Source organism: Pseudomonas sp. TJI-51 (assembly GCF_000190455.2).
GTDB classification, from domain to species: Bacteria; Pseudomonadota; Gammaproteobacteria; order Pseudomonadales; family Pseudomonadaceae; genus Aquipseudomonas; species Aquipseudomonas juntendi.
In genome coordinates this window covers 1-15479 of the sequence record NZ_AEWE02000076.1, presented here as the reverse complement: position 1 = coordinate 15479, position 15479 = coordinate 1, and the positions used below count along the sequence as shown (strand labels likewise).

The following is a 15479-nucleotide window of genomic DNA, read 5'->3' as shown; positions in this document are numbered from 1 at the left end:
TGGGGAAGGGAACGATCAAATTTTTCTTTAGCCACGACAGTGAACCTCTTGCCTAAAGGGGATTAGCCTTGTTTTTTAACGAGTGCTTCGACGATGTTCGACGGAGCTTCGGCGTATTTGGAGAATTCCATGGAGTAGCTTGCGCGACCCTGAGACATGGAACGAACGTCGGTTGCATAACCGAACATTTCTCCGAGTGGTACCTCAGCAGTGATTACCTTGCCGGACACCGAGTCTTCATTACCCTGGATCATCCCACGACGACGGCTCAGGTCACCCATCACGTCACCCAGGTAGTCTTCCGGGGTTACAACTTCGACCTTCATGATCGGCTCAAGCACCACGCCACCGCCCTTCTGGGCCAGTTGCTTGGTCGCCATCGAAGCGGCGATCTTGAACGCCATTTCGTTGGAGTCGACGTCGTGGTACGAACCGTCGAACACTGTAGCCTTCAGGCCGAGCAGCGGATAGCCGGCAACAACGCCGTTTTTCATCTGCTCTTCGATACCCTTCTGGATCGGGGCGATGAATTCCTTCGGAATCACACCACCAACGACTTCGTTGGTGAAGACCAGACCTTCGGTGATGTTGCCCTTCTCGTCGACGTCTGGCTCCGAGAAACGGATCCAGCAGTGACCGAACTGACCACGACCACCCGACTGACGAACGAACTTGCCTTCGATCTCGACGTTGGACTTGGTGATCTTCTCGCGGTACGAAACCTGCGGCTTGCCGACGTTGCACTCGACGTTGAATTCGCGCTTCATGCGGTCAACGAGAATGTCCAGGTGCAGCTCACCCATACCGGAGATGATGGTCTGGCCGGTTTCTTCGTCGGTCTTGACGCGGAACGACGGGTCTTCCTGGGCCAGCTTGCCCAGTGCGATACCCATCTTCTCCTGGTCAGCCTTGGTTTTCGGCTCTACGGAGAGCGAAATTACCGGCTCAGGGAAGTCCATACGCTCAAGGATGATCGGCTTGTCGAGGTTGCACAGGGTATCACCGGTGGTGACGTCCTTCATCCCGATCAGAGCAGCGATGTCGCCTGCACGTACTTCCTTGATCTCTTCACGCTGGTTGGCGTGCATCTGCACCATACGGCCAACGCGCTCTTTCTTGCCCTTGACCGAGTTGATGACGGAGTCACCAGAGGTCAGGAAGCCCGAGTAAACGCGGACGAAGGTCAGGGTGCCCACGAACGGGTCGGTAGCGATCTTGAACGCCAGGGCCGAGAACGGCTCGTCGTCGTCAGCAGGACGCTCGTCGTACTGTTCAGGCTTGACTTCATCCTTCGGCACGTCGATCAGATCAGGGTGGATACCCTTGATCGCAGGGATCTCGGTTGGCGCAGGCAGGTAGTCAATGACGGCATCGAGAACCAGGGGAACGCCCTTGTTCTTGAACGAAGAACCGCAGACAGCAGGAACGATCTCGCTCGCCAGGGTACGGGCGCGCAGACCAGCCTTGATGTCTTCGACGGACAGGTCACCTTCTTCAAGGTACTTGTTCATCAGCTCTTCGCTGGCCTCGGCAGCAGCCTCGACCATGTTGCTGCGCCATTCGTTGGCCAGGTCCACCAGCTCGGCAGGAATTTCTTCCTCGCGATAGGTGGTGCCTTTGTCGTCGTCGTTCCAGTAGATGGCTTTCATCTTGATCAGGTCAACCTGACCCTGGAAGTCATCTTCTGCACCGATGGCCAGCTGAACCGGAACCGGGGTGTGACCCAGACGGTTCTTGATCTGACCTACAACGCGCAGGAAGTTGGCACCGGCACGGTCCATCTTGTTCACGTAGACAACACGTGGAACGCCGTACTTGTTGGCCTGACGCCATACGGTTTCGGACTGCGGCTCAACGCCGGAGGTACCGCAGAACACAACGACCGCGCCGTCGAGTACGCGCAGCGAACGCTCTACTTCAATGGTGAAGTCAACGTGGCCGGGGGTATCGATGACGTTTACGCGGTAGTTGTCGTACTGACCACGGGAACCTTTCCAGAAGGTGGTAACGGCAGCGGAGGTAATGGTGATACCCCGCTCCTGCTCCTGCACCATCCAGTCGGTGGTCGCGGCGCCGTCATGCACCTCGCCCATCTTGTGGCTCAGACCTGTGTAGAACAGGATCCGCTCGGTAGTGGTAGTCTTGCCCGCGTCAACGTGGGCACAGATACCGATGTTACGGTAGCGGTTAATTGCTGTAGTACGAGCCATAAAGCCCTCGCGAAATGATTGATGCTTGAATTAGAAGCGGTAGTGCGAGAACGCTTTGTTGGCTTCAGCCATACGGTGCACGTCTTCACGCTTCTTGACTGCAGCACCCTTGCCTTCGGCAGCATCCAGCAGTTCGCCGGCCAGACGCAGAGCCATCGACTTCTCGCCGCGCTTGCGGGCGTAGTCTACGAGCCAGCGCATTGCCAGAGCGTTACGACGGGATGGACGAACTTCAACCGGAACCTGGTAAGTAGCACCGCCTACACGGCGGGACTTGACTTCGACCAGCGGAGCGATGGCGTCGAGAGCTTTCTCGAAGATTTCCAGGGGGTCGCTGTTCTTGCGTGCTTTGACGGTATCCAGGGCACCGTAAACGATGCGCTCGGCTACGGCCTTCTTGCCGCTTTCCATCACGTGGTTCATGAACTTGGCGAGGATCTGGGATCCGTACTTCGGATCGTCAAGGATCTCACGTTTTGCTGCTACACGACGTCTTGGCATGATAAGCCCTCAAACGGTCTTCAGGTTAGCCCGGGACGCGGGTCTTCGACCCCTGCCCGACCTTACTCTTATCGACTCAAAAAAATGGATGTCTGCAAACGGCCGATTACTTCGGACGCTTGGTACCGTATTTCGAACGACCCTGGTTACGGCCTTTGACGCCCGAAGTATCCAGAGAGCCGCGAACGGTGTGGTAACGAACACCTGGCAAGTCTTTTACACGGCCGCCACGGATCAGGACGACGCTGTGCTCTTGCAGGTTGTGGCCTTCACCACCGATGTACGAGGAAACCTCGAAACCGTTGGTCAGACGCACACGGCATACTTTACGCAGTGCCGAGTTAGGTTTTTTCGGCGTGGTGGTGTACACACGGGTGCACACGCCACGACGTTGCGGGCAGTTCTGCAGCGCAGGAACGTCGGACTTCTCGACCGAACGCTTACGCGGCTGACGTACCAGCTGGTTGATAGTTGCCATCTACTAGCTCCACTGATTGTCTTGCGACTCTATTGTCTTGCAAGAAAGCCAAAAATTGGCGAGACGGAGCCTCACCAAATTTAAGGGTACAAAAGTCTAAAGAGGATCTTGCACCCAGTCAAGACAAGGCCCCGGCCCTCCTCGCCCGATCATCGGCAACATTTCATGTCACCGATGCCCGTTCGAGGGTAGCCGGGGCCCCGCCCTGGACTTAGTTACCGCTGGAATTCAGCGCTTCGGTCAGTGCGGCTTCCACCTCACTGGCGCTGACACGCAACGGTTTGTCGGCATCACGGCGACGCTTGCGCTCGCTGTGGTAAGCCAGACCAGTACCGGCCGGGATCAAACGACCCACGACCACGTTCTCCTTCAGGCCGCGCAGGTAGTCACGCTTGCCGGTTACCGCCGCTTCGGTCAGTACGCGGGTGGTTTCCTGGAAGGAAGCCGCGGAGATGAACGACTCGGTCGACAGCGAGGCCTTGGTGATACCCAGCAGCACACGGGTGAACTTGGAGATGAACTTGTCCTCGCTGGCGAGACGCTCGTTCTCTACCAGTACCTGGGTCAGTTCCATCTGGTCGCCCTTAATGAAGCTGGAATCGCCCGACTCGGAGATCTCGACCTTGCGCAGCATCTGACGCAGGATGGTCTCGATGTGCTTGTCGTTGATCTTCACGCCTTGCAGACGGTAAACGTCCTGGATCTCGTTGACGATGTACTTCGCCAGCGCGCTGACACCCAGCAGACGCAGGATGTCGTGCGGATCGCTCGGGCCGTCGGAGATAACTTCACCGCGGTTTACCTGCTCACCTTCGAACACGTTCAGGTGGCGCCACTTCGGAATCAGCTCTTCGTACGGATCGCTACCGTCGGTCGGAGTGATCACCAGGCGACGCTTGCCCTTGGTCTCTTTACCGAATGCGATGGTGCCGCTGACTTCAGCCAGAATCGAGGCTTCTTTCGGACGACGCGCTTCGAACAGGTCGGCAACGCGCGGCAGACCACCGGTGATGTCACGGGTCTTCGACGTTTCTTGCGGGATACGCGCAATAACGTCACCAACACCGATCTGGGCACCGTCAGCCACACCCACGAGGGCGTTGGCCGGCAGGAAGTACTGGGCAGGTACGTCGGTACCTGGCAGGTACAGATCCTTGCCAGCGGCATCGACCATCTTGATTGCCGGACGGATTTCCTTGCCTGCGGCAGGGCGATCCTTCACGTCCAGTACTTCAATGTTGGTCAAGCCGGTCAGTTCATCGGTCTGACGCTTGATGGTGATGTTTTCTTCCATGCCCACGAAGGTCACGGTACCTTTCAGCTCGGTAACGATCGGGTGGGTGTGCGGGTCCCACTTGGCGACGATGGCGCCAGCTTCGACCTTTTCACCTTCCTTGACCGAAATCACTGCACCGTAAGGCAGCTTGTAGCGCTCACGCTCACGGCCGAATTCGTCGGCAATGGCCAACTCACCGGAACGCGATACGGCAACCAGGTTGCCGTCGGCACGCTCGACCTGCTTCAGGTTGTGCAGACGCACCATACCGCCGTTCTTCACCTGGACGCTGTCGGCAGCCGAAGTACGGCTTGCAGCACCACCGATGTGGAACGTACGCATGGTCAGCTGGGTACCCGGCTCACCGATCGACTGTGCAGCGATAACGCCGACAGCTTCACCGATGTTCACCTGGTGACCGCGAGCCAGGTCACGACCGTAGCACTTGGCGCAGATGCCGTAGCGGGTTTCGCAGCTGATCGGCGAACGCACGATCACTTCGTCGATGCTGTTCAGCTCGATGAACTCGACCCACTGCTCGTCGACCAGGGTACCGGCCGGAACGATCACGTCCTCGGTGCCTGGCTTGAACACGTCGCGGGCGATGACACGACCCAGTACACGCTCACCCAGCGGCTCTACAACGTCGCCGCCTTCGATGTGCGGCGTCATCAGCAGGCCTTGGTCGGTGCCGCAGTCGATCTCGGTAACCACCAGATCCTGGGCAACGTCCACCAGACGACGCGTCAGGTAACCCGAGTTCGCAGTCTTCAAGGCGGTATCCGCCAGACCCTTACGAGCACCGTGGGTCGAGATGAAGTACTGGAGTACGCTCAGACCTTCACGGAAGTTCGCGGTGATCGGCGTCTCGATGATCGAGCCGTCCGGCTTGGCCATCAGGCCACGCATACCAGCCAGCTGACGGATCTGTGCTGCGGAACCCCGCGCACCCGAGTCAGCCATCATGTACATCGAGTTGAAGGACTCTTGCTCGACTTCCTTGCCCTCGCGGTCGATGACCTTCTCTTTCGAGAGGTTGGCCATCATCGCCTTGGACACTTCGTCGTTCGCCTTGGACCACAAGTCGATGACCTTGTTGTACTTCTCGCCCTGGGTTACCAGGCCGGAGGCGTACTGGCTCTCGATTTCCTTCACTTCATCGGTAGCGTTACCGATGATGCGGGCTTTCTCGTCCGGGATAACGAAGTCGTTAACACCGATGGAAACACCGGAAATGGTCGAGTAGGCGAAACCGGTGTACATCAACTGGTCAGCGAAGATGACGGTCTCTTTCAGACCAACCACGCGGTAGCACTGGTTGATCAGCTTGGAGATCGCCTTTTTCTTCATTGGCTGGTTGACCACATCGTACGGCAGGCCTGCCGGTACAACCTGGAACAGCAGCGCACGGCCGACGGTGGTGTCGACGATACGGGTGTTCTTGACCACCGAGCCATCACGCTCTTTCACGGTTTCGTTGATACGAACCTTGATTTTCGCGTGCAGGGCAGCTTCGCCGGCGCGGAATACGCGGTCGACTTCCTGCAGGTCGGCGAATACGCGACCTTCGCCCTTGGCATTGATGGCCTCACGGGTCATGTAGTACAGACCCAGTACAACGTCCTGCGACGGAACGATGATTGGCTCACCGTTGGCTGGCGACAGAATGTTGTTGGTCGACATCATCAGCGCGCGCGCTTCGAGCTGGGCTTCCAGCGTCAGCGGCACGTGAACGGCCATCTGGTCACCGTCGAAGTCGGCGTTGTACGCGGCGCAGACCAGCGGGTGCAGCTGGATGGCTTTACCTTCGATCAGAACCGGTTCAAAGGCCTGGATACCCAGACGGTGCAGGGTTGGCGCACGGTTGAGCAGTACGGGGTGTTCGCGGATCACCTCGGCGAGAACGTCCCATACCTCTGGCAGCTCGCGCTCGACCATCTTCTTGGCAGCCTTGATGGTGGTCGCCAGACCACGCATTTCCAGCTTGCCGAAAATGAACGGCTTGAACAGCTCGAGGGCCATCTTCTTCGGCAGACCGCACTGGTGCAGACGCAGGGTCGGGCCTACGGTAATTACCGAACGGCCGGAGTAGTCCACACGCTTACCGAGCAAGTTCTGACGGAAGCGACCTTGCTTACCTTTGATCATGTCGGCCAGGGACTTCAGCGGACGCTTGTTCGAGCCAGTGATGGCGCGACCGCGACGGCCGTTGTCCAGCAGGGCGTCGACCGCCTCCTGCAGCATGCGCTTTTCGTTGCGCACGATGATGTCCGGCGCCGACAGATCCAGCAGGCGCTTCAGACGGTTGTTACGGTTGATCACCCGACGATACAGGTCGTTCAGGTCGGAGGTCGCGAAGCGGCCACCATCCAGCGGCACCAGCGGACGCAGGTCCGGCGGCAGTACTGGCAGAACGGTCAGCACCATCCACTCAGGCAGGTTGCCCGAGCCCTGGAAAGCTTCCATCAGCTTCAGGCGCTTGGACAGCTTCTTGATCTTGGTTTCCGAGTTGGTCTGCGGAATTTCTTCGCGCAGGCGGCCGATCTCGTGCTCCAGGTCGATAGCGTGCAGCAGTTCGCGGACAGCCTCGGCACCCATGCGGGCGTCGAAGTCGTCACCGAACTCTTCCAGCGCTTCGAAGTACTGCTCGTCGTTCAGCAGCTGGCCCTTTTCCAGGGTGGTCATGCCCGGGTCGATAACGACGTAGCTCTCGAAGTAGAGCACGCGCTCGATGTCACGCAGGGTCATGTCCATCAGCAGGCCGATACGGGACGGCAGCGACTTCAGGAACCAGATGTGAGCGACCGGCGAGGCCAGCTCGATGTGCGCCATGCGCTCACGACGCACTTTGGCCAGGGCAACTTCAACGCCGCACTTCTCGCAGATTACGCCACGGTGCTTGAGGCGCTTGTACTTGCCGCACAGGCACTCGTAGTCCTTGACTGGGCCAAAGATCTTGGCGCAGAACAGGCCGTCACGCTCAGGCTTGAACGTACGGTAGTTGATGGTTTCCGGCTTCTTAACTTCACCGAACGACCACGAACGGATCATTTCAGGCGACGCCAGACCGATGCGGATGGCGTCGAACTCTTCGACTTGACCCTGGTTTTTCAGCAAATTCAGTAGGTCTTTCAAGGCCTTTCCTCCTGGCGGAGCAGGGAGCGGGCATTACCTGCCCCACTCCCCTTCGCGTCACGTGTTATTCGGTTTCCAGATCGATATCGATACCGAGGGAACGGATCTCTTTGATCAACACGTTGAAGGACTCGGGCATGCCCGGCTCCATACGGTGATCGCCATCCACGATGTTCTTGTACATCTTGGTACGGCCGTTCACGTCGTCCGACTTCACTGTGAGCATTTCTTGCAGGGTGTATGCCGCGCCGTATGCTTCCAGCGCCCACACTTCCATCTCCCCGAAACGCTGACCACCGAACTGCGCCTTACCACCCAGCGGCTGCTGGGTAACCAGGCTGTAGGAACCAGTGGAACGCGCGTGCATCTTGTCGTCCACCAAGTGGTTCAGCTTGAGCATGTACATGTAACCAACGGTCACCGGACGCTCGAACTTGTTGCCGGTACGGCCATCGAACAGCACCATCTGGCCGCTTTCTGGCAGGTCTGCCAGTTTCAGCATGGCCTTGATCTCGCGCTCCTTGGCACCATCGAAGACCGGTGTAGCCATAGGCACACCTTTCTTCAGGTTGTGCGCCAGGGCCAGGATCTCGGCGTCGGAGAACTCGTCGAGGTTTTCCTGACGACCACCGATCTCGTTGTAGACCTCGGTCAGGAATACACGCAGCTCAGCGGCTTTGCGCTGCTCTTCGAGCATGCGGTCGATCTTCTCGCCCAGGCCTTTGGCCGCAAGGCCCAGGTGGGTTTCGAGGATCTGACCAACGTTCATACGCGAAGGTACGCCCAGCGGGTTCAGTACGACGTCGACCGGAGTACCGTTGGCGTCGTGCGGCATGTCTTCAACCGGCATGATAACCGAGACAACACCTTTGTTACCGTGACGGCCGGCCATCTTGTCACCAGGCTGGATGCGACGGCGGATTGCCAGGTAAACCTTGACGATCTTCAGTACGCCTGGTGCCAGGTCATCGCCCTGCTGCAGCTTGCGCTTCTTGTCTTCGAACTTGTCGTCCAGCAGACGGCGACGGTCAACGATGTACTGCTGAGCCTTTTCCAGCTGCTCGTTCAGTGCATCTTCAGCCATGCGCAGCTTGAACCACTGGCCGTGCTCCAGACCATCCAGTACTTCGTCGGAGATCACGGTGCCTTTCTTCAGGCCCGCGCCACCGTCGACCACCTGGCCGTTCAGGGCAGAACGCAGACGCTCGAAGGTTGCGCCTTCGACGATGCGGAACTCTTCGTTGAGGTCCTTGCGGATCTCGTCCAGCTGCATCTTCTCGATGGCCAGGGCGCGGCTGTCGCGCTCCACGCCATCACGGGTGAAGACCTGTACGTCGATGACAGTGCCCTTGGTGCCGGTTGGCACGCGCAGGGAAGTGTCCTTAACGTCGCTGGCTTTTTCGCCGAAGATGGCGCGCAGCAGTTTTTCTTCCGGAGTCAGCTGGGTTTCGCCTTTTGGCGTAACTTTACCGACCAGGATGTCACCCGCGCCGACTTCCGCACCCACGTAGACGATACCGGCTTCGTCCAGCTTGTTCAGTGCGGCTTCACCCACGTTCGGGATGTCCGCAGTGATTTCCTCTGGGCCAAGCTTGGTATCACGCGCCACACAGGTCAGTTCCTGAATGTGGATCGTGGTGAAGCGGTCTTCCTGCACCACACGTTCGGACAGGCAGATGGAGTCTTCGAAGTTGAAGCCGTTCCACGCCATGAAAGCGATACGCATGTTCTGACCCAGTGCCAGCTCACCCATGTCGGTGGACGGGCCGTCGGCCATGATGTCGCTGCGCTGAACCTTGTCACCCTTGCTGACCAGCGGACGCTGGTTGATGCAGGTGTTCTGGTTGGAACGGGTGTACTTGGTCAGGTTGTAGATGTCCACACCGGCTTCACCGGTCTCGACTTCATCGTCATTGACCCGAACGACGATACGGCTGGCGTCGACCGAGTCGATCACGCCACCGCGGCGAGCAACCACGCAGACACCGGAGTCACGGGCAACGTTGCGCTCCATGCCGGTACCCACTAGCGGCTTGTCGGCGCGCAGGGTCGGTACAGCCTGACGCTGCATGTTCGAACCCATCAGTGCACGGTTGGCGTCGTCGTGCTCGAGGAACGGGATCAGCGAGGCAGCGACGGAAACAACCTGCTTCGGCGAAACGTCCATCAGGGTGACGTCTTCCGGCGCCTTGACGGTGAATTCGTTCAGGTGACGGACCGCTACCAGCTCATCAATCAGCTGCTTCTTGTCGTTCATCGCGGCCGAAGCCTGGGCGATAACGTGATCGGCTTCTTCAATGGCCGACAGGAACACGATGTCGTCGCTGACCACACCTTCTTTCACCACGCGGTACGGGCTTTCCAGGAAGCCGTACTGGTTGGTGCGGGCATAGGCTGCCAGGGAGTTGATCAGACCGATGTTCGGACCTTCAGGGGTCTCGATCGGGCACACACGGCCGTAGTGGGTCGGGTGCACGTCACGGACTTCAAAGCCAGCACGCTCACGGGTCAGACCGCCAGGGCCGAGTGCAGAGACGCGGCGCTTGTGGGTGATCTCGGAGAGCGGGTTGTTCTGGTCCATGAACTGGGACAGCTGGCTGGAACCGAAGAACTCTTTCACCGCCGCCGCAACCGGCTTGGCGTTGATCAGGTCTTGCGGCATCAGGCCTTCGCTTTCCGCCATCGACAGACGTTCCTTGACCGCGCGCTCTACACGCACCAGGCCAACGCGGAACTGGTTCTCGGCCATCTCGCCGACGCAACGAACGCGACGGTTACCCAGGTGGTCGATGTCGTCGACAATGCCTTTGCCGTTACGGATATCGACCAGGGTCTTCAGGACCTCGACGATATCTTCCTTGCTCAGCACGCCCGAACCCTCGATCTCGGTACGACCGATACGACGGTTGAACTTCATGCGGCCAACGGCGGACAGATCGTAACGCTCGGCGCTGAAGAACAGGTTGTTGAACAGGGTCTCGGCGGCGTCCTTGGTCGGCGGCTCGCCTGGACGCATCATGCGGTAGATTTCGACCAGGGCTTCCAGCTGGTTGCTGGTGGTGTCGATCTTCAGCGTGTCGGAGATGAACGGACCGCAGTCGATGTCGTTGGTGTACAGGGTCTCGATACGGACAACCTGCGCCTTGGCGACCTTGATCAGCAGCTCGGTGGTCATCTCGGTGTTGCACTCGGCGAGGATCTCACCGGTAGCCGGATGCACGATAGCCTTGGCGGTGGTGCGGCCCAGGACGTATTCCATAGGAACGTCCAGCTGCTTGACGCCGGCCTTTTCGATCTGGTTGATGTGGCGCGCGGTAATACGGCGGCCTTGCTCGACGATGACTTTGCCGGTTTCGTCATGGATGTCCATGACAGCAACTTCACCACGCAGACGCTGTGGCACCAGTTCCAGGCTAAGTTTTTCGCCGGAAATGTGGAACACGTTGGTGGTGTAGAAGGTGTTCAGCACTTCTTCAGTGCTGTAGCCCAGGGCACGCAGCAGCACCGAGGCCGGCAGTTTGCGGCGACGGTCGATACGCACGAACACGCAGTCCTTCGGGTCGAACTCGAAGTCCAGCCAGGAGCCGCGGTAAGGGATGATGCGAGCGGAGTACAGCAGCTTGCCGGAGCTGTGGGTCTTGCCACGGTCGTGGTCGAAGAACACACCAGGCGAACGGTGCAGCTGGGAAACGATCACACGCTCGGTACCGTTGATTACGAAGGTACCGTTTTCAGTCATCAGGGGGATTTCACCCATGTAGACTTCTTGCTCTTTGATGTCCTTGATCGCTTTGTTCGACGATTCCTTGTCGAAGATGATCAGGCGCACCTTGACCCGCAGTGGTACCGCGAAGGTCACACCACGCAGGACACATTCCTTCACATCGAAGGCGGGTTCGCCCAGGCGATAGCCTACGTACTCCAGGGCAGCATTGCCGGAGTAGCTGATGATCGGGAATACCGATTTGAAGGCCGCGTGCAGGCCGACGTCGCGGAAGTTATCCTTGGATGCTCCCGCTTGCAGGAATTCGCGATACGAATCCAGCTGGATGGCCAGGAGGTAAGGCACATCCATGACGTCCGGCAACTTGCTAAAGTCCTTGCGGATACGTTTTTTCTCAGTGTATGAGTAAGCCATCAGCGTTCCCCAGCTTGGTCACCTGCTTGTTTGGCTTCTCCCGGCGGGAGCAGCCAGAAAATCGTGCAAACCCCTTGGTTTGCGCCACCCACATGGGTGTCTTGCAGCTTGTTATCGGGGCCGGCATGACCGGCCACCAATAACGGAAAAAGGCCGGTGGCATAAGCCACCAGCCATCAGCCTTTTGCTCAACGCTCAGGCTGGCATCGCAAGGTCGAGATTACTTCAGCTCGACTTTAGCGCCTGCTTCTTCCAGCTTCTTCTTAGCGTCTTCAGCGGCTTCTTTCGAAACGCCTTCAGCTACAACCTGAGGAGCGCCATCGACTTTCTCTTTGGCTTCTTTCAGGCCCAGACCGGTCAGCTCGCGAACAGCTTTGATCACGTTCACTTTCTTGTCGCCGGCTTCAACCAGAACAACGTTGAACTCGGTCTGCTCTTCAACAACGGCAGCAGCAGCAGCTGGGCCAGCAGCGGCAACAGCAGCGGTAACGCCGAAGGTTTCTTCCATTGCTTTGATCAGCTCAACAACTTCCAGAACGGTTTTCTGGCCGATTGCTTCGATGATTTGTTCGTTAGTCAGGGACATGACTTAAATCCTGTATTGGGGTGACAGCCTACGCAGCCATCAAATTAAACGTATGATTTTGAAAGAATTCGCACGCCTTAGGCGGCGGTAGCTTCTTTCTGGTCGCGAATGGCTGCCAGAGTACGAGCCAGCTTGCTGGTGGCGCCTTGAATAACGCTCATCAGTTTCGCAATAGCTTCGTCGCGGGTCGGCAGGGTAGCCAACACGTCGATCTGGTTCGCTGCAATGAAATTGCCGTCAAACGCAGCTGCCTTGATCTCGAACTTGTCCTGACCCTTGGCGAACTCTTTGAACAGACGAGCAGCAGCGCCCGGGTGTTCGTTGGAGAAAGCAATCAGGGTCGGGCCTTTGAACGCGTCGTTGAGGATCGAAAATTCGGTGCCTTCAACAGCGCGCTTGAGCAGGGTGTTACGTACGACACGTACATAAACGCCAGCTTCGCGGGCCTCTTTACGGAGTCCGGTCATTGCGCCTACAGTCACACCACGGGCATCAGCCACGACAGCGGACAGAGCGACTTTGGCAGCCTCGTTGACTTCAGCGACGATGGCCTTCTTGTCTTCGAGTTTAATTGCCACGGGTTTACTCCTGGTTTTTACCGTTTCATCTGGCCGAAGCCTGATGTCGTTTTGGTGTCTGATTCGGTAACGAATCGGGAGCACCATCTGCGTGGGCTGGGTTTTTAAGGCTTGCGCCGCCTACGGTCTTGGATAGCCCCCGCCAGGCAGGGACCCCAATTTTTGCTGGTGGCGCGACATGTCGCACCACCATGTTCTTACACGTTCAGCGAGCTCTGATCGATGACCAGACCTGGGCCCATGGTGGTGCTCAGGGTAACGCGCTTAACGTAGATACCTTTCGAAGAAGCTGGCTTGATACGCTTCAGGTCAGCGATCAGGGCTTCAACGTTTTCCTTCAGCTTGCCAGCTTCAAAGCCGACCTTGCCAACGGAGGTGTGGATGATACCGTTCTTGTCGGTACGGTAGCGAACCTGACCAGCCTTGGCGTTTTTCACGGCAGTGGCTACGTCTGGAGTCACGGTACCAACTTTCGGGTTAGGCATCAGGCCGCGAGGACCCAGAACCTGACCCAGCTGACCTACAACGCGCATGGCATCAGGCGATGCGATGACGACGTCATAGTTCAGGTCGCCGCCTTTCATTTCGGCAGCCAGATCGTCCATACCTACGCGGTCAGCGCCTGCAGCCAGAGCAGCTTCAGCAGCTGGGCCCTGGGTGAAAACGGCAACGCGAACGGTCTTGCCAGTGCCGTGCGGCAGCACAGTAGCGCTACGTACGACCTGGTCGGATTTACGCGGGTCAACACCGAGGTTTACGGCGATGTCGTAGGACTCGACGAACTTGGCAGCAGGCAGCGAGGCCAGCAGAGTTGCCGCTTCTTCGAAGTTGTAGGCCTTGCCTGCTTCGATTTTCTCGGCGATTGCCTTTTGGCGTTTGGTCAGCTTAGCCATTACACACCCTCCACGTTCAGGCCCATGCTGCGGGCAGAGCCAGCGATGGTGCGTACAGCAGCGTCCAGGTCAGCGGCAGTCAGGTCAGCCTGTTTGGCTTTCGCGATGTCTTCCAGCTGAGCACGGGTAACGGTACCGACTTTAACGGTGTTCGGGCGAGCCGAACCACTGGTCAGGCCAGCAGCTTTCTTCAGCAGAACCGAGGCAGGGGTGCTCTTGGTCTCGAAGGTGAAGCTACGGTCGCTGTAGACAGTGATGATCACTGGAGTCGGCAGGCCGGCTTCTTGACCCTGGGTACGGGCGTTGAAGGCCTTGCAGAATTCCATGATGTTCACACCATGTTGACCCAGTGCTGGACCAACGGGTGGGCTTGGGTTGGCCTGGCCGGCCTTAACTTGCAGCTTGATGTAAGCCTGAATCTTCTTAGCCATGAGCTACTCCAAAATCGGGTACGAACGCCTGCTGGCTCCCCGGATGACTTGCGTTTTATCCCAGTGACGACAAAACCCCGCAGCACACAGGGCTGCGGGGTATGGGATGCTTTGTCCGCCTAGACCTTTTCGACCTGGCTGAACTCGAGCTCCACCGGAGTAGAGCGACCGAAAATGAGCACTGCAACCTGCAGGCGACTCTTTTCGTAGTTAACCTCTTCGACACTGCCATTGAAGTCAGCGAACGGACCGTCAATGACACGAACCACTTCACCTGGCTCGAACAGCGTCTTCGGCTTCGGCTTGTCGCTACCGTCGGCAACGCGACGCAGGATAGCCTCGGCTTCTTTATCAGTGATCGGCGCAGGCTTGTCTGCAGTACCACCGATAAAGCCCATCACACGAGGGGTGTCCTTGACCAAGTGCCAAGTCCCTTCGTTCATCTCCATCTGGACCAGTACATAGCCAGGGAAGAATTTGCGCTCACTTTTGCGCTTCTGGCCGTTACGCATTTCGACGACTTCTTCGGTCGGAACCAAGATCTCGCCGAAACCGTCTTCCATACCAGCCAGCTTGACGCGCTCAATCAGGGAGCGCATTACATGCTTCTCGTAACCCGAGTAAGCATGCACAACATACCAACGCTTAGCCACGGGACACCTTTAGCCAACGATCAGGGAGACCGCCCAGCCGAGCAGGGAGTCGAGCCCCCACAGCAGCAGTGCCATAACCAGCACAACAGCCACGACAATCAGCGTGGTCTGGGTGGTTTCCTGGCGGGTCGGCCACACGACTTTACGAATCTCGGCACGAGCTTCCTTCGCCAACGTAAAGAACGACTTGCCCTTCGCAGTCTGCAGAGCCACAAAGCCCGCGACAGCAGCCAGGACGAGAAGTGCGAGAACGCGATACAGGATTGGGGAGGCGGAGTAATACTGGTTACCCACTACGCCAACAACCACCAAAGCCACTACAGCCAGCCACTTGAACAGATCAAAACGCGATTCTTGGGCTTCAGTTTTGGGGGTCATCGAGGAGGATCCTGTAAGAAGAAAGCCATCACACCGAGGTGAAATGGCAGGTCAGGAGGGAATCGAACCCCCAACCTACGGTTTTGGAGACCGTCGCTCTGCCAATTGAGCTACTGACCTGTAACGCTGTATCAGGCCGGCCATTATACCGGCCTGATCAAGTAAATCAACTACTTATTCAATAATTTTTGCTACGACGCCAGCGCCGACGGTACGACCGCC

The 15479-nt window shown here is 58.0% G+C and carries 11 protein-coding genes and 1 tRNA gene; all 12 read right to left on the bottom strand.

The genetic code is table 11. From position 1 onward, the window contains the following. Positions 1–62 precede the first annotated feature (62 nt). Entirely contained in the window at positions 63–2210 is a 2148-nt protein-coding gene (fusA, locus tag G1E_RS16890; protein ID WP_009681248.1) for an elongation factor G, read from the bottom strand. 30 nt (positions 2211–2240) lie between these two features. Beyond that, the gene (rpsG, locus tag G1E_RS16885; protein WP_003246741.1) at positions 2241–2711 is read right to left on the bottom strand and encodes a 30S ribosomal protein S7; all 471 of its coding nucleotides are present in this window, start codon (positions 2709–2711) and stop codon (positions 2241–2243) included. A gap of 106 nt (positions 2712–2817) precedes the next feature. Beyond that, a complete protein-coding gene (rpsL, locus tag G1E_RS16880) occupies positions 2818–3189 on the bottom strand; it encodes a 30S ribosomal protein S12 (protein WP_003255492.1) in 372 nt (123 codons plus the stop codon). Between the two features lie 211 nt (positions 3190–3400). Beyond that, positions 3401–7600, bottom strand: a complete 4200-nt coding sequence (rpoC, locus tag G1E_RS16875) for a DNA-directed RNA polymerase subunit beta' (protein WP_009681247.1) — start codon at positions 7598–7600, stop codon at positions 3401–3403. A gap of 64 nt (positions 7601–7664) precedes the next feature. Further along, positions 7665–11738: a DNA-directed RNA polymerase subunit beta gene (gene rpoB, locus G1E_RS16870; RefSeq protein ID WP_009681246.1), complete on the bottom strand. Its 4074-nt coding sequence runs from the start codon at positions 11736–11738 to the stop codon at positions 7665–7667. Between the two features lie 220 nt (positions 11739–11958). After that, positions 11959–12324: a 50S ribosomal protein L7/L12 gene (gene rplL, locus G1E_RS16865; RefSeq protein ID WP_003255496.1), complete on the bottom strand. Its 366-nt coding sequence runs from the start codon at positions 12322–12324 to the stop codon at positions 11959–11961. A gap of 77 nt (positions 12325–12401) precedes the next feature. Next, complete coding sequence (gene rplJ / locus G1E_RS16860) at positions 12402–12902, bottom strand: 50S ribosomal protein L10 (RefSeq protein WP_009681245.1); 501 nt, start codon at positions 12900–12902, stop codon at positions 12402–12404. Positions 12903–13099: 197 nt separating this feature from the next. Continuing rightward, entirely contained in the window at positions 13100–13795 is a 696-nt protein-coding gene (rplA, locus tag G1E_RS16855; protein WP_009681244.1) for a 50S ribosomal protein L1, read from the bottom strand. Then, complete coding sequence (gene rplK, locus G1E_RS16850; protein ID WP_003255500.1) at positions 13795–14226, bottom strand: 50S ribosomal protein L11; 432 nt, start codon at positions 14224–14226, stop codon at positions 13795–13797. The genes rplA and rplK overlap by 1 nt, the downstream gene beginning before the upstream one ends. Before the next feature lie 119 nt (positions 14227–14345). Then, positions 14346–14879 (bottom strand): transcription termination/antitermination protein NusG, encoded by a 534-nt coding sequence (gene nusG, locus G1E_RS16845; RefSeq protein WP_003255501.1) that lies wholly within the window; start codon positions 14877–14879, stop codon positions 14346–14348. 9 nt (positions 14880–14888) lie between these two features. Next, a complete protein-coding gene (secE, locus tag G1E_RS16840; RefSeq protein ID WP_009681243.1) occupies positions 14889–15257 on the bottom strand; it encodes a preprotein translocase subunit SecE in 369 nt (122 codons plus the stop codon). A gap of 44 nt (positions 15258–15301) precedes the next feature. Next, positions 15302–15377: transfer RNA gene (locus G1E_RS16835), tRNA-Trp, on the bottom strand. Positions 15378–15479: the final 102 nt, after the last annotated feature.

Bases quoted from the DNA above. Each gene is read 5' to 3' on its own strand.
- rpoB (WP_009681246.1), bottom strand. From the start codon at position 11,738: ATGGCTTACTCATACACTGAGAAAAAACGTATCCGCAAGGACTTTAGC.
- rpsL (WP_003255492.1), bottom strand. From the start codon at position 3,189: ATGGCAACTATCAACCAGCTGGTACGTCAGCCGCGTAAGCGTTCGGTC.
- secE (WP_009681243.1), bottom strand. From the start codon at position 15,257: ATGACCCCCAAAACTGAAGCCCAAGAATCGCGTTTTGATCTGTTCAAG.
- fusA (WP_009681248.1), bottom strand. From the start codon at position 2,210: ATGGCTCGTACTACAGCAATTAACCGCTACCGTAACATCGGTATCTGT.
- rplA (WP_009681244.1), bottom strand. From the start codon at position 13,795: ATGGCTAAGCTGACCAAACGCCAAAAGGCAATCGCCGAGAAAATCGAA.
- rplK (WP_003255500.1), bottom strand. From the start codon at position 14,226: ATGGCTAAGAAGATTCAGGCTTACATCAAGCTGCAAGTTAAGGCCGGC.
- rpsG (WP_003246741.1), bottom strand. From the start codon at position 2,711: ATGCCAAGACGTCGTGTAGCAGCAAAACGTGAGATCCTTGACGATCCG.
- rplL (WP_003255496.1), bottom strand. From the start codon at position 12,324: ATGTCCCTGACTAACGAACAAATCATCGAAGCAATCGGCCAGAAAACC.